This window comes from Nitrincola iocasae, from assembly GCF_008727795.1.
Lineage (GTDB): Bacteria > Pseudomonadota > Gammaproteobacteria > Pseudomonadales > Balneatricaceae > Nitrincola > Nitrincola iocasae.
In genome coordinates this window covers 2067931-2093971 of record NZ_CP044222.1, presented here as the reverse complement: position 1 = coordinate 2093971, position 26041 = coordinate 2067931, and the positions used below count along the sequence as shown (strand labels likewise).

24 protein-coding genes are annotated in these 26041 nt (G+C 50.7%); 11 read left to right on the top strand and 13 right to left on the bottom strand.

The window, feature by feature from the left end:
- Nucleotides 1-10: 10 nt before the first annotated feature.
- On the top strand, nucleotides 11-1069 hold the full coding sequence (locus F5I99_RS09760; RefSeq protein ID WP_151055525.1) for a threonine aldolase family protein: 1059 nt from the start codon (nucleotides 11-13) through the stop codon (nucleotides 1067-1069).
- Here the strand turns inward: F5I99_RS09760 and F5I99_RS09755 are convergent.
- Nucleotides 1055-2035, bottom strand: a complete 981-nt coding sequence (locus F5I99_RS09755) for a DMT family transporter (RefSeq protein ID WP_151055523.1) — start codon at nucleotides 2033-2035, stop codon at nucleotides 1055-1057. The two genes, F5I99_RS09760 and F5I99_RS09755, sit on opposite strands and share 15 nt — an antisense overlap.
- Before the next feature lie 137 nt (nucleotides 2036-2172).
- Here F5I99_RS09755 and F5I99_RS09750 point away from each other — a divergent pair, with 137 nt between their 5' ends.
- Nucleotides 2173-2637, top strand: a complete 465-nt coding sequence (locus tag F5I99_RS09750; protein ID WP_151055521.1) for an Lrp/AsnC family transcriptional regulator — start codon at nucleotides 2173-2175, stop codon at nucleotides 2635-2637.
- Between the two features lie 773 nt (nucleotides 2638-3410).
- Here the strand turns inward: F5I99_RS09750 and F5I99_RS09745 are convergent.
- The 8 genes from F5I99_RS09745 to cspD form a co-directional block, all read right to left on the bottom strand.
- Nucleotides 3411-5006, bottom strand: coding sequence for an isocitrate lyase (locus F5I99_RS09745; protein ID WP_151055519.1), 1596 nt, complete (start codon nucleotides 5004-5006; stop codon nucleotides 3411-3413).
- Nucleotides 5007-5534: 528 nt separating this feature from the next.
- On the bottom strand, nucleotides 5535-6731 hold the full coding sequence (locus F5I99_RS09740; RefSeq protein WP_225307365.1) for a cupin domain-containing protein: 1197 nt from the start codon (nucleotides 6729-6731) through the stop codon (nucleotides 5535-5537).
- A gap of 7 nt (nucleotides 6732-6738) precedes the next feature.
- Nucleotides 6739-7497, bottom strand: coding sequence for an RNA methyltransferase (locus F5I99_RS09735; protein WP_151055517.1), 759 nt, complete (start codon nucleotides 7495-7497; stop codon nucleotides 6739-6741).
- Nucleotides 7498-7508: 11 nt separating this feature from the next.
- A complete protein-coding gene (purB, locus tag F5I99_RS09730; RefSeq protein WP_151055515.1) occupies nucleotides 7509-8873 on the bottom strand; it encodes an adenylosuccinate lyase in 1365 nt (454 codons plus the stop codon).
- 58 nt (nucleotides 8874-8931) lie between these two features.
- Nucleotides 8932-9615 (bottom strand): high frequency lysogenization protein HflD, encoded by a 684-nt coding sequence (hflD, locus tag F5I99_RS09725; protein ID WP_151055513.1) that lies wholly within the window; start codon nucleotides 9613-9615, stop codon nucleotides 8932-8934.
- Nucleotide 9616: 1 nt separating this feature from the next.
- The gene (mnmA, locus tag F5I99_RS09720; RefSeq protein ID WP_151055511.1) at nucleotides 9617-10738 is read right to left on the bottom strand and encodes a tRNA 2-thiouridine(34) synthase MnmA; all 1122 of its coding nucleotides are present in this window, start codon (nucleotides 10736-10738) and stop codon (nucleotides 9617-9619) included.
- Between the two features lie 44 nt (nucleotides 10739-10782).
- Nucleotides 10783-11415, bottom strand: a complete 633-nt coding sequence (locus tag F5I99_RS09715) for a pseudouridine synthase (RefSeq protein WP_151055509.1) — start codon at nucleotides 11413-11415, stop codon at nucleotides 10783-10785.
- Between the two features lie 43 nt (nucleotides 11416-11458).
- Entirely contained in the window at nucleotides 11459-11680 is a 222-nt protein-coding gene (gene cspD / locus F5I99_RS09710; RefSeq protein ID WP_151055507.1) for a cold shock domain-containing protein CspD, read from the bottom strand.
- A 250-nt stretch (nucleotides 11681-11930) separates the two neighbouring features.
- Between cspD and clpS the strand changes: the two genes are divergently transcribed.
- Nucleotides 11931-12266 (top strand): ATP-dependent Clp protease adapter ClpS, encoded by a 336-nt coding sequence (clpS, locus tag F5I99_RS09705; RefSeq protein ID WP_151059072.1) that lies wholly within the window; start codon nucleotides 11931-11933, stop codon nucleotides 12264-12266.
- Nucleotides 12267-12277: 11 nt separating this feature from the next.
- Nucleotides 12278-14536 (top strand): ATP-dependent Clp protease ATP-binding subunit ClpA, encoded by a 2259-nt coding sequence (gene clpA, locus F5I99_RS09700; RefSeq protein ID WP_151055505.1) that lies wholly within the window; start codon nucleotides 12278-12280, stop codon nucleotides 14534-14536.
- Nucleotides 14537-14594: 58 nt separating this feature from the next.
- Here the strand turns inward: clpA and infA are convergent, their stop codons facing one another.
- From infA to trxB, 4 genes are all read right to left on the bottom strand, one after another.
- Nucleotides 14595-14813, bottom strand: a complete 219-nt coding sequence (infA, locus tag F5I99_RS09695; RefSeq protein WP_036522914.1) for a translation initiation factor IF-1 — start codon at nucleotides 14811-14813, stop codon at nucleotides 14595-14597.
- A 95-nt stretch (nucleotides 14814-14908) separates the two neighbouring features.
- On the bottom strand, nucleotides 14909-15631 hold the full coding sequence (locus tag F5I99_RS09690) for an arginyltransferase (protein WP_151055502.1): 723 nt from the start codon (nucleotides 15629-15631) through the stop codon (nucleotides 14909-14911).
- Nucleotides 15628-16344, bottom strand: coding sequence for a leucyl/phenylalanyl-tRNA--protein transferase (aat, locus tag F5I99_RS09685; RefSeq protein ID WP_151055500.1), 717 nt, complete (start codon nucleotides 16342-16344; stop codon nucleotides 15628-15630). Before aat ends, F5I99_RS09690 begins: the two co-directional genes overlap by 4 nt.
- 18 nt (nucleotides 16345-16362) lie before the next feature.
- Nucleotides 16363-17319, bottom strand: coding sequence for a thioredoxin-disulfide reductase (gene trxB / locus F5I99_RS09680; RefSeq protein WP_151055498.1), 957 nt, complete (start codon nucleotides 17317-17319; stop codon nucleotides 16363-16365).
- Between the two features lie 152 nt (nucleotides 17320-17471).
- Between trxB and F5I99_RS19885 the strand changes: the two genes are divergently transcribed.
- The 7 genes from F5I99_RS19885 to msrB are packed head-to-tail and all read left to right on the top strand — an operon-like array spanning nucleotide 17472 to nucleotide 25364.
- Complete coding sequence (locus F5I99_RS19885; RefSeq protein ID WP_151055496.1) at nucleotides 17472-19976, top strand: DNA translocase FtsK; 2505 nt, start codon at nucleotides 17472-17474, stop codon at nucleotides 19974-19976.
- 13 nt (nucleotides 19977-19989) lie between these two features.
- Nucleotides 19990-20613 carry an outer membrane lipoprotein chaperone LolA gene (lolA, locus tag F5I99_RS09670; protein WP_191905827.1) on the top strand — a complete coding sequence of 208 codons (624 nt, stop codon included), beginning with the start codon at nucleotides 19990-19992 and terminating at the stop codon, nucleotides 20611-20613.
- Nucleotides 20613-21953: a replication-associated recombination protein A gene (locus F5I99_RS09665; protein WP_151055492.1), complete on the top strand. Its 1341-nt coding sequence runs from the start codon at nucleotides 20613-20615 to the stop codon at nucleotides 21951-21953. Before lolA ends, F5I99_RS09665 begins: the two co-directional genes overlap by 1 nt.
- Before the next feature lie 13 nt (nucleotides 21954-21966).
- Nucleotides 21967-22341: a fluoride efflux transporter CrcB gene (gene crcB / locus F5I99_RS09660; RefSeq protein WP_191905826.1), complete on the top strand. Its 375-nt coding sequence runs from the start codon at nucleotides 21967-21969 to the stop codon at nucleotides 22339-22341.
- A gap of 36 nt (nucleotides 22342-22377) precedes the next feature.
- On the top strand, nucleotides 22378-23652 hold the full coding sequence (serS, locus tag F5I99_RS09655; protein ID WP_151055490.1) for a serine--tRNA ligase: 1275 nt from the start codon (nucleotides 22378-22380) through the stop codon (nucleotides 23650-23652).
- 13 nt (nucleotides 23653-23665) lie between these two features.
- Entirely contained in the window at nucleotides 23666-24883 is a 1218-nt protein-coding gene (locus F5I99_RS09650; protein WP_151055488.1) for a UbiH/UbiF/VisC/COQ6 family ubiquinone biosynthesis hydroxylase, read from the top strand.
- A gap of 40 nt (nucleotides 24884-24923) precedes the next feature.
- Nucleotides 24924-25364, top strand: a complete 441-nt coding sequence (msrB, locus tag F5I99_RS09645) for a peptide-methionine (R)-S-oxide reductase MsrB (protein ID WP_151055486.1) — start codon at nucleotides 24924-24926, stop codon at nucleotides 25362-25364.
- Nucleotides 25365-26041: the final 677 nt, after the last annotated feature.

The following is a 26041-nucleotide window of genomic DNA, read 5'->3' as shown; positions in this document are numbered from 1 at the left end:
AAGGTTTTTAATGTATTTTGGTAGTGATAACCAAACTGGGGCTTCGGAGCAGGTGCTTAAAGCCTTAGTTGAAGCTAATACGGGTATCTGTGCATCCTACGGTGAGGATCAATGGACAGCCGCTGCAGTCAAGGCCGTGCAAACTACATTTGAGTGCGACTGTGAGGTGTTTTTTGTCGCCAGTGGTACGGCAGCCAACTGCCTGGCATTGTCTTCGATGGTGCAACCCTGGGAAGTGATTGTCTGTCACTCACAGGCGCATATTCTGGTAGATGAGTCTACAGCACCTGAGTTCTTTACCGGAGGGGCCAGGTTATTGAGCATCGCTGACGGCGAATCCAGGATAACCCCGGAACACTTTTCAGCACTGCTGGCTACTCAGAGCCAACATGTACCACACAATCCCTTATTGGGTGTATTGAGCCTGACTCAAGCCAATGAAGCAGGCCAGGTTTACAGTCCGGAAGAAGTTGCGACCCTGGCGAGTCTGGCGCACCAGCGAGGTATGCGGGTACATATGGATGGTGCGCGTTTTGCCAATGCACTGGCGAGCCTGGGCTGTTCAGCGGCCGAGTTGACCTGGAAGGCCGGGGTTGATGTGCTCTGTCTGGGTGCCAGCAAGAATGGCTGCCTCAGTGCTGAAATGGTTATTTTCTTTGATAAGAGTCTGGCGCAGGGCTTTGTGCATCGGCGTAAGCGCACTGGGCATCTGTTGTCCAAAGGACGCTTGTTCGGTGCTCAGGTCGTCGCCTGGCTCAAAGATTTGCACTGGTTAACTCTGGCCGCACAAGCCAATAAGCATGCACAGGTGCTGGCCAGTGCTTTGCAGAACACACCGGGAGTCAGGCTGGCCTGGAAAGTAGAGGCTAATGAAATATTTGCCTTGCTGCCGAGCCAACTGGCTGAGGAGCTAGAGGCAGCTGGTGCTGTGTTCTATGACTGGGGGCTGAGTGCATTACCCGCCGGACAGCGATGCGGCGCTAATCAACGTTTCGTGCGCCTGGTCACCTCGTTTGCCACCACCGATGAGGATGTGCAGCGCTTTTGCGACCTGTTAGCGAGAGGCTAACAGGTCGGTCTCATCACGCGGGGCCGGAATGATTGCTGCCGTTTTTTGCTTGTGGCGGCTGAAGCCGCTGGCTTTAATAACCCCGCAGCAGATAAACGCCATACCCGCTAGAGCGGCAAGGCTCAAGTGTTCTCCCAGTAGCGGAATGGCCGCGAGACCCACAATAACTGGCGTCAGTGAACCTATAGCGGCGGTGTTTTCCGCCCCCAGACGGTTAATCGCAAAGCCGTAAAAAAAGCCCGCCAACAATCCCGCTCCAAGTGCCTGCATGATCAATTGCAGTAACAGTTCATCCTGGCTAGCTTGAGTTAAACCACTCTCTACCCAGCCAAACAGATAAAGTACCCCCAGTATCAGAGTGGAAACCCAACAAAGCAGGCCTGCCGCTGCCAGTGGCGGTAGACCTGCCACGCGCATGGATACGGTAAACAGTGCCCAGCAAAAGCTGGCACCGAGCAGTAACAGATCGCCCTTCAAAACATCGGCCTGCTGCTGGACCAATGATGAAAACATTAGCAAAGTAACACCTGCCATAATCAGGCTCAATCCAATCAACCTGTGTCGTGTAAGGGTCTCCCGGTAGATCAGGACCGCAATCATCGTCACGAACACGGGAAAAGTGCCAGGTATCAGTAACCCCGCATGGGCGACGGGTGCATAGTCCAGACCGGTGGAGCTCAGGTAGAAGAAGGGTATGCCAGCCCCGGTACTGATGCCGATCAGGTGTAACCAGTGAGTGCGGCGTATCGCGATTCTGGCTTGCCACATAAACGGTAACAACAGCAACGCCGGTAGGCTGTAACGCATCATCGCCAGATCAAATGCTGTGAGGGCTGAGCCACTGGAAAAACGTACCGCGATTAACCAGCCCGACCAGATACAAACAGTCAGTAAGGCCGCAGCAATACCAAGATACATGGCAGTACCTGTGGCGGTGTATCGATAAGCAGGCAAGGTTGTGTTCATCGCTTTTTCCCTTAATGACAGACTGAGGTTACAGCCTATTATGGCGTTGAAAAGACGGGCATGTCCTTGCTAATTTGACTATTAAATCGTGTATAATTGGTATTAAATGCCAATTTAATACAGGTTTTTAATTTTATATGCCTCAATTATCACTAGATGCCACAGATATGCGTATTTTGGTCTGCTTGCAGCGTAATGGACGCCTCACCAACGTTGAACTGGCCGAGCAGGTGAGTCTGTCACCTTCACCCTGCCTAAGGCGGGTGCGCGCATTAGAAGAGGCGGGCATCATTACCGGCTATCACTCCTCACTGAGTCGAGTGAAATTGAATCTGAGTATGACGGTATTTGTCGATCTGCGTTTGAGTCATCATAATGACCAAGCCAGTGATGAGTTTGAACAGGCCGTGCTGAAAATGCCCAATGTGATCAGTTGCTACCTGGTGTCAGGTGCCGCCGATTACCGACTGGAAGTGGTGGTGAGTAATTTGCAGGGTTATGAAAGTTTATTGCGGCAATTGCAGAGCCTGCCGTTCGTAAAGGATATTCACAGTAATTTCGTGATACGTGTGGTAAAAACAGAAACGCCTCTGCCGATTTGAGTGCAATTTGAGCACATTGGAAGGCCAGCGACCCGAAGGTGGCTGGCCTCTGACCTATGCCGCCAGACCCATGGGGTCGGGGCTTTGCGGTCAGAGAAGCAATTGAGCTTCTCTATATTCAGTGTAGTTGGATTAACCTAAATGTAAAGTGAGTGGCCAGTTATAACCAGGCTCGTGGCAGTAGGTTTCATAAGTATTGTTAATACAGGATCTACCATGTCGACGATGGGTGTTGCGTGTCTTATTCATGTAGTTGAATGCAGGTTGTCACTTGTTATCTATAATTTTATTAGGTTTCTTATTGATCAGCACTGCCATCAATACAACAGCAGGGAGCTATGTCTTGAGTGGATAGTTTCTGAAGTTACCCTTAACACTAAAGCAAGCGGAGATGCGGCATGTATCACTACAGAAGTTGTGGCCTGCCCAATGTGTACTTGAAGAATACGAGACTGAGTATGGGCCAGGCGTTGCTATTGACGATGTCGAAGAGCTGCACAGAGTAATTGCCTTGGCTATTATTGATTCGCCTTCAAGAATGACCGCCTTTTCTTTGAAGAATCACCTGAGGGGTGGCGCTGTGCTGCTGCTTAATAGATACCCTAGCCAGGCTGGCATAGCGAGTAAGTTATGTGCCACTGCCACAAATTAAGACAATAAAAAAACCGCGCTATCTTAGAAGAGTAGCGCGGTTCGGTGATATTTCGATAGACAATTAGCACACGAAATATCTTTTTTCATAGCCCCTTGATTAAGGAGCTAGAGAAGCAGATTTAGAACTGGTTCATGGTGTTGTCTTTACCAGACGCTTTCAGCGCTGCATCACCAGAGAAGTACTCTTTGTGATCGTCACCCATGTCGGAACCGGCCATGTTCTGGTGTTTAACACAGGCGATGCTCTGACGGATTTCTTTACGCTGAACACCTTCAACATAACCCAGCATACCCGCGTCACCGAAGTACTCTTTCGCCAGGTTGTCAGTCGACAGGGCGGCGGTGTGGTAAGTCGGCAGGGTGATCAGGTGGTGGAAGATACCTGCTTCACGTGACGCATCAGCCTGGAAGGTACGGATGCGGTTGTCAGCTTCGATCGCCAGTTCGGTTTCATCGTACTTGACGCTCATCAGATCCGCACGATCGTAAGCAGACATATCTTTACCGGCTTCAGCCATGGCATCAAATACCTGTTGACGGAAGTTCAGTGTCCAGTTGAATGAAGGGCTATTGTTGTACACCAGCTTGGCATTCGGAACTGCTTCACGGATACGGTTAACCATGCTGGCAATCTGGCCAACGTGGGGTTTTTCAGTTTCAATCCACAGCAGGTCAGCACCGTTCTGAAGTGAGGTGATGCAATCCAGAACCACGCGGTCTACACCGGAATCTTTCTTGAACTGGAACAAACCAGATGCCAGACGCTTGGGCTTGAGCAGTTTGCCATTGGCTTTAACGACTACATCACCGTTGGCGATATCATCGGCACTGTTGATGTAATCACCGTCCAGGAAGCTGTTGTACTTGTCACCCAGGTCGCCAGGTTCGTTAGTCACAGCGATCTGCTTAGTCAGGCCAGCACCCAGGGAATCGGTACGTGCAACGATGATGCCGTTGTCGATACCCAGTTCCAGGAAGGCGTAGCGAACCGCGCGGATTTTAGCCAGGAAGTCAGAATGCGGTACGGTAACTTTACCATCCTGGTGACCACACTGCTTCTCATCAGATACCTGGTTTTCGATCTGGATGGCGCAAGCACCGGCTTCGATCATGCGCTTAGCCAGCAGGTAAGTGGCTTCTTCGTTACCGAAACCGGCATCGATATCAGCAATAATAGGCACAACGTGAGTTTCAAAATTGTCGATTTTGTCCTGAATCGCTTTCTCTTCAGCGGCATTGCCAGCGGCACGTGCGGCATCCAGCTGACGGAACAAACCACCCATTTCACGAGCATCAGCTTGACGCAGGAAGGTGTAGAGTTCTTCGATCAGTGCAGGTACTGAGGTTTTCTCATGCATGGACTGGTCAGGCAGCGGACCGAACTCAGAGCGCAGTGCGGCGATCATCCAGCCAGACAGATAGAGGTAGCGCTTTTTGGTGGTGCCAAAGTGTTTTTTGATCGCGATCAGTTTCTGCTGACCGATAAAACCATGCCAGCAACCCAGAGACTGCGTGTAAGAAGCGCTGTTGGCGTCGTAGTCAGCCATATCCTGGCGCATGATGTCGGCGGTGTACTGAGCGATTTCCAGACCGGTTTTGAAACGGTTCTGAGCACGCATGCGAGCCGCATATTCAGGATTGATGCCTTTAAAAGCCGGGCCAAACTCTTCTGTTAGTTTTGCAACAGCATCAATGTCTTTATCGAGAGTAGACATGGTTTTTCCTTCTCAAAATTTTCGGTTTAGGAAATTGAACTTAAATTTCGGCCACTGAACGGTCAGCTGTCAGGGCGTTGCTGGTGTGAATGATGCGGTGAAGTCTGGGGAGTGTCAAAGCTATTTTTGTGCATAGCAGCAAAGGTGTAGTCATACTACAGGGTTGGCGGTATCAATAGTGTAATTTTACTACACTGTTAGCTGGTGAATGCTGGCGGCAGCAGTGAGCAATTAAGGCGGTTTCAGCCCATTTGCAACTAGGGATTAGACTTTTGTTCAGTTGGATTTTTATAGTTTTCAACCTTGACTACTGGAATAAAAAATAGTTTTTATATTCTTAATTGGTCTATAAAAAGTTGACTACAAAAATTAAATTTTTAGTAAGAAATAGCTGATTTTAAAGATATTTATACCAAAGTTGTTAGGCTTTAGTATAAACAAAAGCCCGCTGGCTTTTTATGCTGAAGCGGGCTTTGGCTGGCCATGACCTTAACTGTCAGTCATGGTGATGCGTATTGTCAGTAGATGTCAGGCATCGTCGTCTTCCGTTGATTCACTGTAAAGCAATCCGCGCTTTAGCAGTTCACACAGCAGATCCAGAGATTGTGCATCTGTAATATCTACACAGTTGAGATCGACAGGCTGGTAGAGGCACAGATGCCTGGCTAGCGAGATGGCCGATTCACTGCTGAGAGCATAATGCTCACCATCAGCAAATAACAGAATGTCGTGACCGATGGCACTCCAGGCCAGACGGCTGCCTTCATTTTGATACAACTCGCCCTCGTCCTGCAGAAACGTTAACAGATCGTCATGACTGACACTGTCAGCGTCATCAGCGGCCAGTTCAGGGTATTTTGGTTCCGTAACCAGACGGCCAAACCATTGACTGAAAAGTGCCTCGTCCTTAAACAGTGCCAGCAAGCGCTGCCGGGTATTCTCAAGAGCGGTAGCGCTGATTTCACCGGGATCGGTTGGCCGTGTCAGATCAGCATCAGTATAGCGTTCGTCATGACCAATACGTTCACCCATAAAATCTGCAAAGCCACTGAGCATCTCATGAATGGCGGGTGCACGAAAACCTATGGAGCAGGTGAGGCAGTCATCGCCAACTGCAATGCCATTGTGACCAATGCGTGGGGGCAGATAGAGCATATCGCCAGGTTGCAGGTCAAAACTTTCCTCGGCGTGCCATTCTGGCAGAATCATCACTGGGGCATCATCGCGCTTGGGAGAATGCTCATCATACAAGCCGCCAAACTCCCAGCGTCGGGTGCCGCTTGCCTGAATCAGGAAGACGTCATAATTGTCATAGTGTGGGCCGACACCGCCGCCATCGACGGCATAGCTGATCATCAGATCATCAACTCGCCAGTTGGGAACAAAGTTAAAGCGACGCAGCAGGGCATGCGCTTCAGGTACCCAATGGTCTACAGCTTGTACCAGTAGTGTCCAGTTGCGCTCAGGCAGACTACTGAAGCGATCAGCTGCAAACGGGCCTTGCTCCATTTCCCAACTATCTGACGCTGGATCGAATGCAATCAGGCGCGACTCGACATCGGCTTCACACGCCAGTCCGGCCAGTTCGTCTGCCGCTACCGGTGAGGTGAAGTTTGGAAAAGCCTGGCGGATCACCAGTGGTTTTTTCTGCCAGTAATCACGCAGAAAGGTTTCGACAGGCATATCACCTAGCGGAAAGGGCAGGTTCATGGGCATAATATCCATTCAGAGATCAGTGTTTATCGGAGGTATGTTGGCTGGTCGATTGGCCAGACTTGCGCTCAAGGCTTTCTTCAACTGATGTCAGGATGCCGCGCAGGATACCCAGTTCAGTTTTTTCCGGACGGGCGCGATTAAAAAACCGTTTGAGCTTGTCCAGGACACGGCCTTCGTGCTGTGGAATGATAAACTGGGTGGCGCGCAGCACTTTTTCCAGATGCGTATAAAAACGCGTCATTTCGTCCTGGCGCGGATAGGGCGCGGGTTCTGTCGGTGTGTTGAGTACTTTGCGCTGAGTGCGCCAAAGTTCATAGCAAACCAGTTGAACCGCCTGAGCAATATTCAGCACCGGGTAGGCCGGGTTGGCGTCAATATAGAGATGCCGATTACACGCCAGCATTTCCGCATTGGTCAGCCCCATGGTTTCACGCCCGAATAGTATGGCGATATTACCGCCAGGGCTTTCACTTAGCATCTGCTGAGCCGCTGTTTCCAGGTCCATCAGCGGCAGGTCAAAGGTACGTTCGCGGGCACTGGTGGCCACTACCAACTGACAGTCGGCAATGGCTTCATCCAGGCTGCTGACCACCTGCGCCTGCTGCAGCAGGTCTTTGGCACCTGCTGCACGAGAGGTGGCTTCCGGATCGGGAAAAACCCGTGGATTGATCAGGGTTAACTGAGACAATCCCATGTTTTTCATGGCCCGGGCAACTGCACCTATATTGCCTGGATGAAAGGTTTCAACCAGGACGATACGAATATTGTTCAGCATGATGGATGCGCTCAGACGCGTTTGGCCTGAGTGATGGCATTACCGATATAGCTGTGCGGTGTCAGTGCCAACAGATCCTGTTTTGCCTGCTCGGGAATCTCCAGCGTGGTGATAAAGGTCTGCAGTGTCTCACGGGTCATGGCCTGGCCGCGAGTTAGATCCTTGAGCTTTTCATAAGGTTCTTCAATGGCGTAGCGGCGCATGACTGTCTGAATAGGTTCAGCTAAAACTTCCCAGGCGTTGTCAAGATCGTCATTAAGACGGGACGGGTTCACTTCCAGTTTGGAAATGCCTTTCAAGCTTGCCTGGTAAGCGATCAGGCTATGGCTAAAGCCCACACCCAGATTACGCAATACGGTGGAGTCAGTCAGGTCACGCTGCCAGCGTGAAACGGGTAGCTTTTGTGCCAGATGCTGCATAATGGCGTTGGCCAGACCCAAATTACCTTCGGAATTTTCAAAGTCGATCGGGTTGACCTTGTGCGGCATGGTGGATGAGCCCACTTCGCCGGCCACAGTTTTTTGCTTGAAGTACCCCAGTGAGATATAGCCCCATACATCACGGTCAAAATCGATCAGTATGGTGTTAAAGCGGCATACCGCATCAAACAACTCAGCAATATAATCGTGCGGCTCTATCTGCGTGGTGAAAGGGTTCATGGTTAACCCTAGATCTTCTATAAAACGCTTGGCGTTGGCTTCCCAGTCGATTTCTGCATAAGCGCTTAAGTGCGCATTGTAGTTACCGACAGCGCCGTTGATTTTGCCCAGGTATTCAATAGCTTCAATCTGCTTGATCTGACGCTGCAGGCGATAGGCGACATTGGCCAACTCTTTGCCCACCGTGGTAGGCGATGCAGTCTGGCCATGTGTGCGAGACAGCATAGGTTGTTCGGCATGTGTTTGTGCCAGTCCGGACAGGGCGCTAACCAGTTGTTTCATCGGCTGCAGTAATTCGGCGGTGCCATTTTTAAGCATCAGTGCGTGCGACAGGTTGTTGATATCTTCCGAGGTGCAGGCGAAGTGAACAAACTCTGTAATATTAAGTAGTTCAGCGTTGTTGTTAATCTTTTCCTTAATAAAGTACTCGACCGCTTTAACATCGTGATTGGTGCGGCTTTCAATCGCCTTGATCCTTTCGGCATCTGCCAGGCTAAAGTCACTGACAATACTGTTCAGTAGCACATCGGCTTCATGGCTGAGCGCAGGCACTTCGGTAATCTGTGGGTGAGCGGCCAGTTGTTGTAACCAGCGGATCTCCACTTCAACACGGCAGCGGATCAGACCGAACTCACTGAAAAATTCACGCAGTGCAGCTGTTTTGCTGCCATAGCGGCCATCAACGGGGGAAATAGCGGTAAGGGCGGAAAGCTCCATGAGCAACTGTCTCGCTTTTATCTACGGGTTAAAGGAATGGGCAATATTATACCTGATTTTAACGCTGAATACGCTTCAGGGACGGTCGCACCCGGGACTTGAAAAAAATCAGGTGCCAACGTTTGCCTCCTACCTGGCGCCAGAGCATCGCAGCTCGCACCGCGGCCAACAGCAGCGCACGAATCTTGGCTGCATTCTCACTGTTTTGCAGATTGCGCGGATCACCACTGACCTGAATACGGAAACTGAAAGTGCTGAGGGTGTCCTGGTAGAGCCCGCCCAGACCCGCTATTACGTTGGCATGGGTAAAGGCTGAGGGTGTAAAACGGTCTTCTTTAGTGTCATCAGTAACGTCTGAATGGTCACCAAAATACTGGGCCTTACGGTTCAACTCTTCAAGGCGTTTACCTATCTCATTCAGTAGATCGGGGCGAGCACTGAGTTTACGCTCAAGGTGCATGGCGCTGAGGGCGTAGCGCATAACATCGGCATTATTCTCGTTACGTTTTTTTTCCACCACATCCTGTAAGGTGCGCAACCCGGTACTCAGATTGAAGGGCAGGTCTGTTGCGCCACCATAGATATCTTCGGTCAGCTCTGGATTGGTGACAAACAAGCTGGCGATGCTGGTTTCAAAGCTATTTTGCGGCACCATGCCGCGGCGTGCAATCTGATCAACCAGGCTGGCTGCCTGAAAAATACCGGCCAGTGCAATGACCTGTTCATCGTGTTCTCTGGACATACTAGTCTTTCACCTGGTTGGACTTGCAGCGGCTGGTGGTTTCTATAACCCCCCCTCCAAGGCAGATTTCATCCTGATACAGGACAACCGACTGCCCAGGGGTAACAGCACGCTGGGGTTCTGTGAATGTAATTTTATAACCGCCTTGTCCATCTGTATCTATACAGCAAGGCTGATCGCTTTGGCGGTAGCGTACCTTGGCTTTGCAGTGAAAGGGAAGTTGCGGCGGCTGGCCGTTGATCCAAAAAATCTCAGAGGCCGTTAGCCAGTCTGAAAATAGCAGTGGGTGTTGCAGTCCCTGAACGGCGATCAGTACGTTGCGCTGCAGATCTTTTGCAGCGGAAAACCAGGGCGCATCGGGGAAATCTCTAAGGCCACCAATGCCCAATCCCTGACGCTGACCGAGAGTGTAATACATCAAGCCCATATGCTCGCCAATCACCTGACCTTCGGGTGTTTCTATTTTACCTGGCTGAGCGGGTAGGTATTGTTGCAGAAAATCACGAAAGCGGCGTTCCCCGATAAAGCAGATGCCGGTGCTGTCTTTTTTATCATGTGTGACCAAATCGAATTCTTCCGCCAGTGCCCGAACGGCAGGCTTTTCCAGCTCTCCAACTGGAAAGAAAGTCTGCTTCAGTTGCGCTTCGCCGACCTGATGCAAGAAGTAACTTTGATCTTTATTGTTGTCCAGACCCTTAAGCAGGCAAGTATGGCCATCACGCTCTACGCGGCGAACATAGTGTCCCGTGGCGATCATGTCGGCGCCTAAAAACTGTGCGTATTCAAGGAAGGCTTTGAATTTGATTTCCCGATTGCACAGGATGTCAGGATTGGGTGTGCGGCCCGCTTTGTATTCAGCTAAAAAATGTTCGAAGACAAAGTCCCAGTACTCGGCAGCAAAGTTGGCAGTATGCAGTGGGATGCCTAGTTTGTCACATACGGACTGGGCATCGGCCAGGTCAACTTTAGCGGTGCAGTACTCGGTGCCATCATCTTCATCCCAGTTTTTCATAAACAGCCCTTCGACCTGATAGCCTTGCTGCAACAGAAGTAAAGCCGATACGGAGGAGTCTACGCCGCCGGACATGCCGACGATAACTTTGGTTTGGGCGTGATCAGTCATGAGTGTGAGAGCAGATTCTGGTTCTGAATAAAAAACTTAGCATATCATTTTTGTGTTGTTTTCGCTGCTTTTCCATGACGCTTCATGGGTTTTCCTATTCGCTTAATAGGTGGAGCAGGCTTTTTCTGCTCGGGAGCCATTACGTCTTCCTGTCGCGACTCCCCAGGAGCCAGCCCATCCAGTGTCCAGTTACCTATCGCATAGCGTATCAGACGCAAGGTTGGGTAGCCGACAGCCGCTGTCATGCGCCGCACCTGACGGTTACGTCCCTCGCGCAGGGTCAGTTCCAACCATTGTGTCGGAATATTTTTGCGTTCTCTGATCGGTGGAGTGCGCGGGAAAGTAGCCGGTGGATCAATCAGCCGGGCTTTGGCTGGCAGGGTCAAGCCATCTTTGAGCTTTACACCCTGGCGAAGTAGTTCAAGGGCGGAGGCGTCGGGAATGCCTTCCACCTGAACCCGGTAGGTTTTTTCAAGTTTATAGCGAGGGTCGGCAAGGCGTTGCTGAAGCTGCCCATGATTGGTCAGCAGCAGCAATCCTTCGGAGTCATAATCTAACCGCCCAGCCGCATAATAGCCTGGCTGGCTAATATAGTCAGACAAGGTTTTACGGCCTTCGGCATCGGTGAAACAGCTTAAAACCTGAAACGGTTTGTGAAAGAGTATCAGTGTAGCGATGTCTGTTCTCCGAAAGCCTGTGCAGATTCAAGGCGGTTGTAGTTTAGTCCATATGCGGTGTTTCTATGGGTTTGATGTTGATGGCGTGTAGTCCCTTGGGACCGTTCTGGGTCTCAAATTCTACGGTCTGCCCGGCTTTAAGGCTTTTGTAACCGTCTGCCATAATGGCAGAGAAGTGGGCGAATAACTCTTCGTCGAATGCCTCACTTAAAATAAAGCCGTACCCCTTGGCGTTATTGAACCACTTGACTATACCTGTCTGCATTATCTGCTCCCCTGAATTCCAATCATCCGAGCCATTATTGGCCCGATATCCTATGATGACGCCTAGCTGTTACACTTATGTAAACCAGCGTTCCTTTACATCCATGCAGGGACTGCAGATACTTGTACCACTCCTGCGAATGGGAATTATATTACGTTACGGTGATCAAACGAAAGTGCAGATAAAGCGAATGATGCAAAACAATCAGGTCAGGTGTTTAATGAACAATGATAGTCAGTGGTTAGTAACAATGGCGGGTGACGGAGCGGAGGATGAAAATCAGAACCCGGCTGATGGTCAGTTGGCAACTGCCAGCGTCAAGCCGGCATTGAAAAAACCACCTATGTATCGGGTGGTACTGCTAAACGATGACTACACGCCGATGGATTTTGTGGTTGAAGTGTTGATGATTTTTTTCAATTTAAACCAGGAAAAGGCGACACAAGTGATGATATCGGTCCATACTCAGGGGAAAGGCGTATGTGGAGTGTATACCCGTGATGTAGCTGAAACCAAGGCGGCACAGGTTAATCAATATGCAAGAGCCAATAAGCATCCATTATTGTGTGAAGTCGAGCAGGTATAAGAGGTAGCCCTATGTTGAATCGAGAACTTGAAGAAACTCTGAGTGCTGCCTTTCGGGGAGCGCGCGACAAGCGTCATGAGTATATGACCATTGAGCATCTGTTGCTGGCACTGCTGGATAATCGTGATGCGGCGGAGGTGTTGTTGGCTTGTGGAGCTGACTTTAACCGGTTGCGTGATCAGTTGGCGCAGTTTATTGAAGAAACCACACCACTACTACCAGATAATATTCCCAATGTGGAAACCCAGCCGACACTGGGCTTTCAGCGAGTGCTGCAGCGTGCCGTATTTCATGTGCAATCTTCCGGGAAGTCGGATGTCAATGGTGCTAATGTCCTGGTAGCTATTTTCAGCGAGCAGGAAAGTCATGCCGCCTTTGTTTTGCAGCAGCAGGGCATTGAGCGTGTTGATGTAGTGAATTATATCTCTCACGGTATATCCCGTGTGGGTGATTCGCCTCAATCTGAGCAATCGGATGAGGATGCTGCAGAGGTTGATGGAGAAAACCAGAGCAAGAGCGCCTTGTCGCAGTATGCCGTTAACCTTAATCAACAGGCAGCCCAAGGGCGCATAGATCCGTTGGTTGGACGTGATATGGAAATGGAGCGTGTGGTGCAGATACTGTCGCGTCGACGTAAGAATAATCCGCTGTTGGTTGGCGAGGCCGGTGTTGGTAAAACCGCCATAGCCGAAGGATTGGCGAAGCTGATTATCGAAGATTCCGTGCCCGAAATTATCGCTGACAGCGTGGTCTATTCGTTGGACCTTGGTGCTTTACTGGCCGGTACCAAGTATCGCGGCGATTTTGAGAAGCGCCTAAAAAATCTGCTGAATGAAATTCGTCAGAAACCTAAAGCAATTCTTTTTATTGATGAGATACATACCATTATTGGTGCTGGTGCCGCCTCTGGTGGCTCCATGGATGCCTCCAATCTACTCAAGCCACTACTGAGCTCGGGTGAGATACGCTGTATCGGTTCCACCACCTTCCAGGAATTCAGAGGAATATTTGAGAAAGATCGGGCGTTGGCGCGACGTTTCCAGAAAGTGGATGTGCTGGAGCCTAGCGTGGCTGATACCTATCAGATCCTCAAGGGGCTCAAATCCCGTTTTGAGGAGCATCATGATCTGGAATATACCGATGCAGCACTTAAGGCGGCAGCCGAACTTGCGGATCGTTATATCAATGACAAGCATATGCCCGATAAAGCCATTGATGTCATCGATGAAAGTGGTGCGTATCAACGCCTGCAAAAGCCGGAAAATCGTAAAAAAATCATAGATGTCGCCGAAGTTGAAGCCGTTGTCGCGAAAATAGCGCGTATACCGCCGAAAAGCGTGTCTGCCTCTGATAAAGATCTACTCAGAAAGCTGGACTCTAACCTGAAAATGGTAGTGCTGGGACAGGATGAAGCCATTGATACACTGGCGGCTGCGATTAAGCTGTCCCGAGCGGGCCTTAAAGAGCCGAATAAGCCGGTGGGTTCTTTCCTGTTTGCCGGTCCTACCGGTGTGGGTAAAACAGAAGTAACCGCTCAGTTGGCCCGTATTATGGGGATTGAGCTGGTACGCTTTGATATGTCTGAGTATATGGAGCGGCATACGGTATCGCGCCTGATCGGTGCGCCACCTGGGTATGTCGGTTTTGATCAGGGCGGCTTGCTGACGGAGGCGATCACAAAATCACCTCATTGTGTGTTATTGCTGGATGAGATAGAGAAGGCGCATCCGGAAGTGTTCAATATCCTGCTGCAGGTGATGGATAACGGTACGCTGACGGATAACAATGGTCGTAAGGCTGATTTCCGTAATGTGGTCTTGGTGATGACAACCAACGTGGGTGCTGAGGCCATGAGTCGGCCCTCTATTGGCTTTACTCATCAGGATCACAGTACCGATGGTATGGAGGCCTTGAAGCGCCTGTTTACACCTGAATTTCGCAACCGTCTGGACAGTGTTATTCAGTTTAAACCACTGAACCCGGATGTAATTAAGGGCGTTGTAGACAAGTTCCTGACTGAGCTTCAAGCGCAGCTGGATGAAAAGCAGGTGGTCTTGAATGTCACTGAATCAGCCCGTAACTGGTTGGCTGAGCATGGCTACGATGAGAAAATGGGTGCTCGCCCGATGCGCCGATTGATTCAGGAGAAAATCAAGAAGCCCTTGGCGGAAATGATACTCTTCGGAGAACTGGCGGAACGCGGTGGGGATGTGGAGATATCAGCCGATGAGGGTGATATCAAGTTGATCTGCGAGACGGTAGCAGCCTGAGGGCTGCTTATCGTCTGCCAGAATGAAAAGCGGCGGTAGCTAAAAGAACCGCCGTTTTTCAGCGTGCGCGATAAGTGATACGCCCTTTGCTCAGGTCATAAGGTGTGAGTTCAACCTTGACCTTGTCGCCCGTCAGAATACGGATGTAGTGTTTGCGCATTTTGCCGGAAATATGAGCCGTAACAACATGGCCGTTTTCCAGCTCAACACGGAACATAGTGTTTGGGAGGGTGTCTATTACAGTCCCTTCCATTTCAAATGAATCTTCTTTCGCCATTCAGTGATTACCTCTGAGACTGGTTGATTAAAACCGGTTGATTAAAACCTTGTCCGGTTTCAAAGGCGCAGATTCTACCTGAAAAAGTGCCTGATTCAAAATGATTCTTGTCGAAAATGCGTCCAGTGACCATCAATAAGCATTTCCAGCGGCTTAAAAGCGGTTTTATAGCTCATTTTGCGACAATCTCTAACCCAATAGCCTAGATACAGATACTGCATACTCCGGCGGCTTGCTTCCTGTAACTGCCACAGGATGGCATAGGTGCCCAGGCTACGACGAGTTTCATCAGGATTAAAAAAGGTATAGAGCGCCGACATGGACTGATGTAGGTGGTCGGTTACTGCAAGGCAGACCAGCTTGTCATCTGGATCACGAAATTCATAAAACCAACTATCTAGTGCACCATCAATCAGAAATTGGTGAAACTGTTCCGGTGTCGGTGGGTACATATCGCCATCGGAGTGGCGTGCGTCAATATAGGCTTTGTACAGTGCAAAATACTCCCGGGACATGCTGGGTGCCTTGCGCATGACCTTCAGGTCGCTATTCATATTAATTAGTCGTCGCTGGGTTTTGCTGGGCTTGAAAAAGCCGACGGGTATGCGAATTGACTGGCAAGCCTGGCAACCTTCGCAGTGCGGCCGATAGACGTGGCTGCCGCTACGTCGGAACCCTAATTCAGACAGCTGACTGTAGGTATCGGTAGTAATTTCTATCTGCGGATCGACAAACAGGGTTTTCGCCTGTCGATCAGGTAGATAGCTGCAATTGTGAGAAGGGGTTACGTAAAAACGTAACGTATGCATGTCACTCATAAAGTTTTACCTGCTACCTGGCGAGCATTTACGTTGAACTGCCATGTTTGCGGTTCTGGATCGTCCAGGTGGCAGGCAAGCAAGTCGAGAAATTCATCGCGAGGCATGAGTCCGGCACCAAGACTTTCTAAGTGACTATTGTAGACCTGACAGTCAATTAGTTGAAATTGCCACTGCTGTAATTGTACACAAAGATAGCTGAAGGCGATTTTTGAGGCATTATCAGCACGGCTGAACATGGATTCACCAAAAAACAGTGAGCCTATTCCCAGCCCATACAAACCGCCAATCAGACTATCATCCCGCCAGACTTCAACAGAGTGTGCAATACCCAGTTGGTGTAGTCGAAAATAAGCCGCCATTATTTCGGTGCTTATCCAGGTGCCGGGTTGGTTTGAGCGAGTGGCGGCGCAGGCTTTAATGACGTCAATAAAGGCATTATCGAAGGTGACAGAGTAGTCTTCACGCAGTAGTTGCTTGCGCAGGCTGCGTGAAATATGCAGGTCGGATGGTCGGATGGTACAGCGCGGATTAGGACTCCACCAGAGTATCGGCTCACCAGGATTATACCAAGGAAAAATACCTTGGCGGTAAGCACTCAGCAGGCGCTGTGGGGATAAGCCGCCTCCTGCCGCAAGCAAGCCGTCAGGATGCTCCAGAGCCTGCTCGGGGGGAGGAAAGGGGGTATCCGCATTGTCCAGCCAGACAATCATGGCGGTATGGCCTTTTGATTAGTTTTTCAGATCATCGAGGTAGCGTTCTGCATCCAGTGCCGCCATGCAGCCAAAACCTGCTGAGGTGACGGCTTGGCGGTAGATGTGATCCGATACATCACCGGCGGCAAAAACACCCTCAATACTGGTCATGGTGGCATTACCCTCTAGGCCTGAATGAATTTTCAGGTAACCGTTGTGCATGTCTAGTTGGTTGGTAAACAGCTCAGTGTTAGGCTTATGGCCAATCGCTATAAAGACGCCTTGCAAATCGATATCCTGTGTCTCACCATTTTCGGTGCTTTTTACCCGCATGCCGGTTACACCCATCTCATCACCCAGGACTTCGTCCAGTTGATGATTCCAGAGCAGACGAACATTGCCATTTTCGGCGCGTTCAAACAGTTTGTCCTGCAGAATTTTTTCACTACGCAGTGAATCACGACGGTGAACAAGCGTGACTTCGGCGGCGATGTTAGACAGATAGAGTGCCTCTTCAACTGCAGTATTGCCGCCACCGATCACAGCAACTTTCTGACCACGATAAAAGAAGCCATCGCAGGTGGCGCAGGCGCTGACACCCTTGCCTTTGAATGCTTCTTCAGATTCAAGGCCTAAATACTGTGCAGAAGCACCGGTTGCAATGATCAGCGCATCGCAGGTGTATTCACCCATATCGCCGACCAATCTGAAGGGTTTTTGTTGCAACTCTGCGGTATGAATGTGGTCAAAAATTACTTCTGTATTAAAGCGTTCAGCATGACTTTGCATGCGTTGCATTAATTCAGGGCCTTGTACGCCCTCGACGTCACCCGGCCAATTATCAACGTCAGTGGTGGTGGTTAATTGTCCTCCGGCCTGCATGCCGGTAATAACAACCGGGTTAAGATTGGCACGGGCAGCGTAAACTGCGGCAGTGTAGCCGGCAGGGCCGGAGCCGAGGATGATCAATCTGTGGTGTTTGTTAGTGCTCATGGTATTAAAATGTCCTATCAAAAACGGCTCGGTGAAGATTTATCGCTGATGATAAACAAATAGCGTGATAATAGTAACCTATTGCCACTCCTGTCTTGAGGGTGGTTTGTGGCACAATATGGCTCCTGTGATTGAATAATGTTTGGATATAAATGCGTAAGGATAAAAATGTGAGTGAGCGCGGAGTGTCCCGTCCGTTACCCCTGAGCCAACACCTGGCGCGCGTGTTCAAGGAAGCGGGTCTGATCGTGATCCTGGGTGTAGCCTTGTTTTTGTGTCTGGCTGTGTGGAGCTATGAACCTGCCGACCCCGGTTGGTCCCATGCTGGCTATCAGCCGACTGTTTCCAATTGGGCAGGGGTTGCCGGTGCCTGGTTGTCCGATTTGCTGATCTCTTTTACTGGCTTGGCTGCCTGGATTATTCCTTTACTGATACTCTGGCCAACGCTACGTTTTCTGTGGCGCCGAAAAGTAGGCTTATTGGATGCCATTCCCTATCTGATGCTTCGCTTTACCGGTGCCTTGGTATTACTGTTGGGATTAACAATCCTGTTATCGGTTCATATTTCCAATCAGCCCCTTAATTTACCCTTCACAGCAGGTGGATTAGTGGGCCATGCTTTATCTGATCTCAGTATTGCTGTATTCAGCGTGCCGGGAACAACGCTTTTAGCCTGGGTGTTGCTTTTGTCTGGTTTAACCCTGTTTATGGAGGTTTCCTGGCTGGCGTTGGTCGATTTTACCGGTCAACTGCTATTTGCTATACCGAAACTGCTGAGCCGTGCTTCAGCCGTTAGCTTTCCAGCGCTGAAAGTGCCTGCCATCAAGTTGCCGGTTAAGAAAACGACAGAAAGCTCCGCTAAGCAAACAGCTGTTGCTCCTTCAACTGAGGAACGTCGCGAACCACGCCTTGAGTCGATGGTGGCACGTGTACGGGCACCGGAAGCCTCTGCAGTTGAGGCCTCGCCAGCCGTTGCACCCAAAGTCACACCGGCAGCAGTTGATCAACCTTTGGTTGCTGAGACAGCGCAACAGGTTGAACAGCGCCGCCATCTGAAAATTGTGCCGTTATCAGAAACACATAAGCCGCTGGAGGATGCTGATAATGCGGTTGAAACCAGCACAGCGGCGGCGGTTGTAGTTAAAAAACCGATGAAACTGCCTTCTCTGGAGCTGTTGGATGCACCTGAATTACAACAGACCCAGGGTTACAGCGAAGAGCAGCTGGAAAGTATGTCCCGTTTGCTTGAAGACAAACTTAAGGATTTCGGCGTAATTGCTGAAGTGGTTGAGGTAAATCCAGGGCCGGTGATTACACGCTTTGAAATTCAACCGGCGCCTGGTGTTAAAGCCAGTAAAATCAGTAATCTGGCCAAGGATCTGGCCCGTTCCATGACGGTATCCAGTGTGCGTGTCGTGGAGGTGATACCGGGTAAGTCCGTGGTAGGTATTGAAATACCCAATGAGTCACGCCAGATTGTGCACCTCAGTGAGGTACTCAACTCTAAACCCTTCGCTGAAGCGCGTTCAAAGCTGACCCTGGCGCTAGGCAATGATATTGGCGGTAATCCGGTTGTGACCAATCTGGCAAAAATGCCCCATTTATTGGTCGCGGGTACTACCGGGTCGGGTAAATCGGTGGGTGTGAATGCCATGCTGCTGAGTTTGCTGTTTAAAGCTACGCCCGAAGAAGTGCGGCTGATCCTGGTTGATCCGAAAATGCTGGAGCTGTCGATTTACGAAGGTATTCCGCATCTTCTGACACCGGTCATCACCGATATGAAAGAGGCCGCAGGTGGCTTGCGTTGGTGTGTCGGTGAAATGGAACGTCGCTATCGGCTGATGGCGAAAATGGGGGTGAGAAACATCGGTGGCTACAATGACAAGGTGTTGGAAGCCGAAGCCGCCGGGCAGCCGCTAAAAGACCCGTTATGGAAAGCCGAAGACTATGGCTTGCCAGCCGATGAGCCAGCGCCCCCCTTAACCACGCTGCCCTATATCGTTGTGGTGATCGACGAGTTCGCCGATATGATCATGGTGGTGGGTAAAAAAGTTGAGGAGCTGATTGCCCGAATTGCACAAAAAGCGCGTGCGGCGGGTATTCATTTAATTCTGGCGACTCAGCGTCCCTCAGTGGATGTCATTACCGGCCTGATCAAGGCGAACGTACCCACCCGGATAGCTTTTCAGGTGTCGTCAAAAATTGACTCACGCACCATTCTGGATCAGTCAGGTGCTGAGAACCTGCTGGGTTACGGCGATATGTTGTATCTGCCGGCAGGCACCAGTATTCCCAATCGCGTGCATGGCGCGTTTGTCAGCGATGATGAAGTGCATCGTACCGTTGAGGCCTGGAAGCAGATGGGGCCCCCGAACTATCTGGATGAGATTATGTCAGATGGTGGTGATGAAGGCGGTGCGTTCGGCGGAGGTTCAGCTGGCATGTTCGATGATGAGCAGGACGAACTCTATGACGAAGCTGTTGCTTTCGTTACAGACAGTCGTAAGGCTTCAATATCGGCGGTACAGCGCAGACTGAAAATTGGCTACAACCGTGCAGCACGCATGATTGAAACCATGGAGTCAGCCGGTGTTGTTTCAACAGCGGGTAGTAATGGACAGCGTGAAGTGCTGGCCCCACCGCCCCCAAGAGATTAACAAGGAACACTTGATGCGAAAACTGATTGCTCTACTTTGCTTAACACTGACCTTACCTGTTAGTGCACAACCTCTGGATGAGCTGGCCTCGCTGCTGTCAGGATATGATCGGTTTCAGGCAGATTTTGAACAATCCATAATCAATGAACAGGGTGAAGCGGGCGAAAGCTCCAGCGGTTACTTTGCTGTTTCTCGTCCGGATAAATTCATCTGGAAAACACTGACGCCTTTCCCACAGGATATTATTTCTGATGGGGAATATATCTGGATCTATGATCCTGATCTGGAACAGGCCACGCGGAAACCCGCTGAAGCCAATACCGACAGTGCACCGGCATTGATTCTGAATGGGCGTATTCACGAACTGGATACACGCTATGAGGTTAGTTTGACGCAGAGCTATGAGGATGTCCGCGTATTTGAACTGCTGCCTAAAGAGTCTCAAGAGGCGCTATTTTCAAGGGTAAGGTTATTGTTCAAGGATGCAGTACTTTCTGAGCTGATGCTGGATGATACCCTGGGTCAGCGCTCGGTGATTCAGTTGTCATCGCAGCAGCTCAATCCGGAACTGGATGAAGCGCTGTTTCAGTTTGAACCACCCGAAAATGTTGATGTGATTCTGGATGCCGCTTTCTGATGACCGATCTTTTTGCTGACAGTGAGCCTGCCGGTTACCAGCCTCTTGCGGCTCGAATGCGCCCACTGACGCTGGATGAGTATGCCGGGCAGACGCACCTGTTGGCAGCTGGCAAACCCTTGCGTAAAGCAATAGAGCAGGGGTACGTACACTCCATGATCCTGTGGGGGCCGCCCGGAGTAGGAAAAACCACTTTGGCACGCCTGATTGCGCATCAAAGTGATGCCCATTTCATTACCCTGTCAGCGGTGCTGTCAGGGGTAAAGGATATTCGACAAGCGGTAGAGGAAGCCAAACAGATACGTGCCCAGCGTGGACGTAAAACACTGCTGTTTGTTGATGAGGTACACAGATTCAACAAATCTCAGCAAGATGCGTTTCTGCCTTATGTGGAAGACGGTACAGTGGTTTTTATTGGTGCGACCACCGAAAACCCGTCATTTGAGTTGAATAACGCTTTGCTATCGCGAGCTCGGGTGTATTTGTTGCGTGGACTGGAAAACAGCGATATCCAGCAGGTGATAGATCGGGCTTTGTCTGATGAGCCGCGTGGATTGGGTCAGCGGCGTTTCGTTTTTGAAGATGGCGTGATGCAACAGCTAATCCTTGCGGCTGATGGTGATGCCCGGCGAGCCCTGAATTTACTGGAACTGGCTACTGATCTGGCCGAGCCAGCTGGTGATAGCGAACACATCACCGCCGCCGCCCTGGACGAAGTGATGCAGTCGGGGGGGGGCCGCTTTGATAAAGGCGGGGATCTGTTTTACGATATGATCTCAGCGTTTCATAAGTCGGTACGCGGCTCATCTCCGGATGGCGCGCTGTACTGGTATTGTCGTATGCTCGAGGGTGGCTGTGATCCGCTCTATGTAGCCAGACGACTGGTCGCCATAGCCTCTGAAGATATCGGCAATGCCGATCCACGCGCGATGCAAGTGGCGATCGCGGCCTGGGATGCCTTTGAACGTGTCGGACCTGCCGAGGGCGAGCGTGCGATAGCGCAGGCGGCCGTTTATTGTGCCTGTGCGCCTAAAAGTAATGCGCTGTATCAGGCCTTTAATCAATGCCGCGCTGATGTCAGACAGGAAGCCTCACACGAGGTGCCAGTGCATCTGCGCAATGCACCTACCGCGTTGATGAAAGCCCAAGGCTACGGTGATGAATACCGTTACGCGCACAATGAACCTGATGCCTATGCCGCGGGTGAAAATTACCTGCCGGAAGCGATTCAGGATCGGGTGTATTACGACCCGGCGCCGCGAGGGCTGGAAATTAAAATAGCCGAAAAACTGCGTTATCTGAAAGCTCAGGATCAGCAAAGTCCTAAGCAACGTTATTGATAGGAAATCCCTTATGATGCATATGCTTGCGGTAGCTCTGGGGGGTGCTTTAGGCGCCTCGGCTCGTTATTGGCTGTCATCCTGGCTTAATACCAGTGATTCACGCCTGCCATTGGGCACACTGAGTGTTAACCTGTTGGGTTCATTGCTAATGGGCGTGGTGTTTGTGCTGATTATGGAAAAAGCCCGCCTGTCTCCCGAAATGCGCCCTTTGTTGATGACCGGCTTGCTGGGCGGTTTCACTACCTTCTCTACCTTCTCGCTGGAAGCCGTTACGTTACTGAATGAAGGGCACTTTAGCGCAGCGCTGATTTATATCTTATTGAGTGTTATCCTGTGCATAACGGCCCTTTATCTTGGCTTGTGGTTTACCCGTTTATTTTTTTAACCCGACAGATTCATACTGTGACAGGAAGAGTCTTGCATGCTTGATCCGAAAATTGTTCGTGCGAACCCGGAAGAAATTACCCGGCTATTGAAGAAAAAAGGCTTTGAGTTTCCACTTGAGCGTTTCAGTGCGCTGGAAGAGCAGCGCCGTAAACTGCAAGTTGACACCGAAAGCCTGCAAAATGAACGCAATACCCGCTCAAAAAGCATCGGTAAGGCTAAAGCGTCGGGTGAGGATATCGCGCCCTTGCTGGCTGAAGTCGGGCAGTTAGGCGACAAGCTGGATCAAGCTAAAGCCGCCTTGCAGACACTTCAGGCTGAACTGGATGATCTGCTGCTGGGTATTCCCAATCTGCCGGATGACAGCGTGCCTGAAGGTGCCTCCGAAGAGGATAATGTTGAAGTGCGTCTTTGGGGCACGTTACCCAGCTTTGATTTTGAGCCATTGGACCATGTATCCCTGGGTGAGCGTGATACCCAACTGGACTTTGAAACGGCTGCCAAACTGACCGGTTCGCGATTTGCTGTGATGCGGGGTCCACTGGCTCGTCTGCACCGCGCTTTGGCGCAGTTTATGCTGGATACCCACACAGCCAGCCACGGTTATACCGAAGTGAATGTACCCTTTATGGTGAATGCCGATTCACTGACGGGTACCGGTCAGCTACCCAAGTTTGAAGAAGACCTGTTCAAACTGCCCTTTGGTGATCGCTCTTACTACCTGATTCCAACAGCCGAAGTGCCCGTCACCAATCTGGTTCGTGACCAGATTGTTGATGCGGCCGCATTGCCACTGAAATTTGTCGCCCATACCCCTTGCTTCCGCTCCGAAGCAGGCGCCTCCGGACGTGACACCCGTGGCATGATTCGTCAGCATCAGTTCGAGAAAGTTGAACTGGTCAACCTGGTGGAGCCGTCAAGCTCTATGCAAGCGCTTGAGGAACTGACGGCACATGCCGAACGTATTCTGCAATTACTGGTACTGCCATATCGTGTCGTAAATCTCTGCGGCGGGGATATGGGTTTTGGTGCCACTAAAACCTACGATATTGAAGTCTGGCTGCCAGGCCAGCAGAAGTACCGGGAAATTTCCTCTTGCTCCAATATGGGCGATTTTCAGGCGCGTCGCATGTTGGCACGCTGGCGTAATCCTGAAACCGGTAAGCCCGAACTGCTGCACAGCTTGAACGGCTCCGGTCTGGCCGTTGGTCGTACGCTGGTGGCGGTGATGGAAAACTATCAGCAGGCGGATGGCCGGATTCGGGTTCCAGAGGTGCTATTACCCTATATGGGCGGCATCACCCATGTTTAACAGGGATTAACGGATGAATACACACTACGATATCGTCATTGTTGGGGGCGGCATGGTCGGTTCGGCTATTGCCTGTGCGCTGGGCAACAGTCGTTATCAGATCGCGGTGATAGAGCACGAGTATCCAGTGGCGTTTGAGTACTCTCAGCCCCATGATTTGCGGGTGTCGGCGCTGAGTGTGGCTTCAGAAAATCTGTTACGTAATCTAGGTGCCTGGGAAGGCATTACTTCGCGTCGACTCTGCCCTTATCAGCGCATGAAGGTATGGGAATCCAGCGAGTCCATGGCTTCAACTGAATTCAAGTCCGACGAAGTCGGGGAGCCCTGGCTGGGTAATATTGTTGAAAACCGTATCACTCAGTTGGCGCTGCTGGAAACCCTGCAGCGCTTTGATAACATCGACTTGATCTGTCCTGCTAAGGTGCAAGCGATCGATTACTCGCCGGGTTCCAGTCTGGTGCAGCTCGACGGTGGACGTGAGTTGGTCGCCCGTTTGCTGATCGGTGCCGATGGAGGGGAATCCCGGGTGCGTCAGGCGGCCGGCATCGGTATTCATAAATGGGATTACAACCAGCACGCATTGGTTGCCTCGGTGGTGACTGACTACCCGCAGCAGGATATCACCTGGCAGCAGTTTACCCCGACCGGGCCACTGGCTTTCCTGCCGCTGACAGGTAATCAGGGCTCAGTGGTATGGTACAACACACCCGATGAAGTTAAACGCTTGCTTAGTCTGTCCGATACCGATTTTTTACAGGAACTGCATCAAACCTTTCCCGACTGCCTGGGTCAGATTAACCAGGTGCTTGAGCGTGGCTTTTTCCCGCTGCGCCGTCAGCATGCACTGACCTATGTGCAAGAGGGTGTTGCGCTGGCTGGCGATGCAGCCCATATGATCCATCCATTAGCCGGGCAGGGAGTTAATATAGGCTTTATGGATGCTGCTATGCTAGCCGAGGTGCTGCTGGGTGTGCAGGATCAGGGGGATGCGTTCTACAGTCAGACGACTCTGATCCGATATGAACAGGCGCGACGTAAACAGAATTTGTTGATGATGCAATCAATGGATATGTTCTACCGCATGTTCAGCAATGACCTGCTACCCTTAAAGCTGATACGCAATGTTGGCTTGGGTCTGGCGGAACGCCTGCCGTTTGCCAAACCAAGGGTTACCCGCTTTGCCATGGGTCTTGAAGGGCCGGTGCCCGAATTGGCGCGTCGTGCCGTATAAGCCTTTGCATCTGTGTAAATCTACATTATGAGGCCAGGCTATGACTGATAACGAAGATCTTAAAACACGACTGACTCCCTTGCAGTACCAAGTCACCCAGGAAGATGCGACTGAGCGTCCTTTTGATAATGCTTATTGGGATAACAAGGACGTAGGGCTGTATGTGGATGTTGTTTCTGGAGAAGCGTTATTCTCTTCAGCGGATAAATTTGAATCGGGCAGCGGTTGGCCCAGCTTTGTCAGACCGGTTGATAGTGAAGCTGTAGTTGAAAAAGAAGATCAATCCTTGTTTGCAGCACGTACCGAAATCCGCAGTCGCACGGCTGATTCCCACCTGGGGCATGTGTTCAACGATGGTCCCAATCCTACGGGTTTGCGCTACTGTATGAACTCGGCTTCGCTGCGCTTTATTCCGGTGGAGGAGATGGAGGAGGCGGGTTATGCTGAGTACCTGGATAGGGTTGGTAAGCCGTTAAGTTGATTTTTGGTGTCATGCTGGGGTGGTGGTATCACTTTGGTTGGTGCTTAGCTGGGGTGGTAATATCGCTTTGCTGTGACACGCTTTTCGTCATCCCTGACCGCTCGACTGCCGCCGTCCTGGCGGCAGACGGTCACATCAAAGCGATATCACCACCCCGCTCGAAGTCCTCTGCCAGTCCAAAGATAAACTGCGTGTTCATTGCATAGGTCATGGCCACTCAGTTTTTGATTCGACAGTATGGCTGAAAGTTTTACAAGAACTGCTATTAAATGAACCTTACGTTGGCACCCAAGTGGTGGGGGCTGATGGGATCGGATCTGGCTGACCCTGTGCGCCATGGATGGCGCGCTGGAGCCCACAGGGATGTGTTCACGGCGTGTCAGACCGATCTGGCCCATTAGCCCAAGAGTCCTGTAGGTCCTATTTATATAGTGGACGAAAGGTTGTGCGACTATCTTAAGTGGTAGTGAAATAAAGCTTTGACAACAACAAAATAGGGTGTATACTTAACTTGTTTTTAAAGTAGCTTGTATTTATGCACCATTTCGACGTCCTGCATCATAGTATGACCCTCGTTCTGAAAACATAAGTTCCAACATTACTTAAAGCATGACCGAATCCTTCTGGCAATTTTGCTGATTGATTCACAATTTTTATATTTTGATCGAGATTAATAT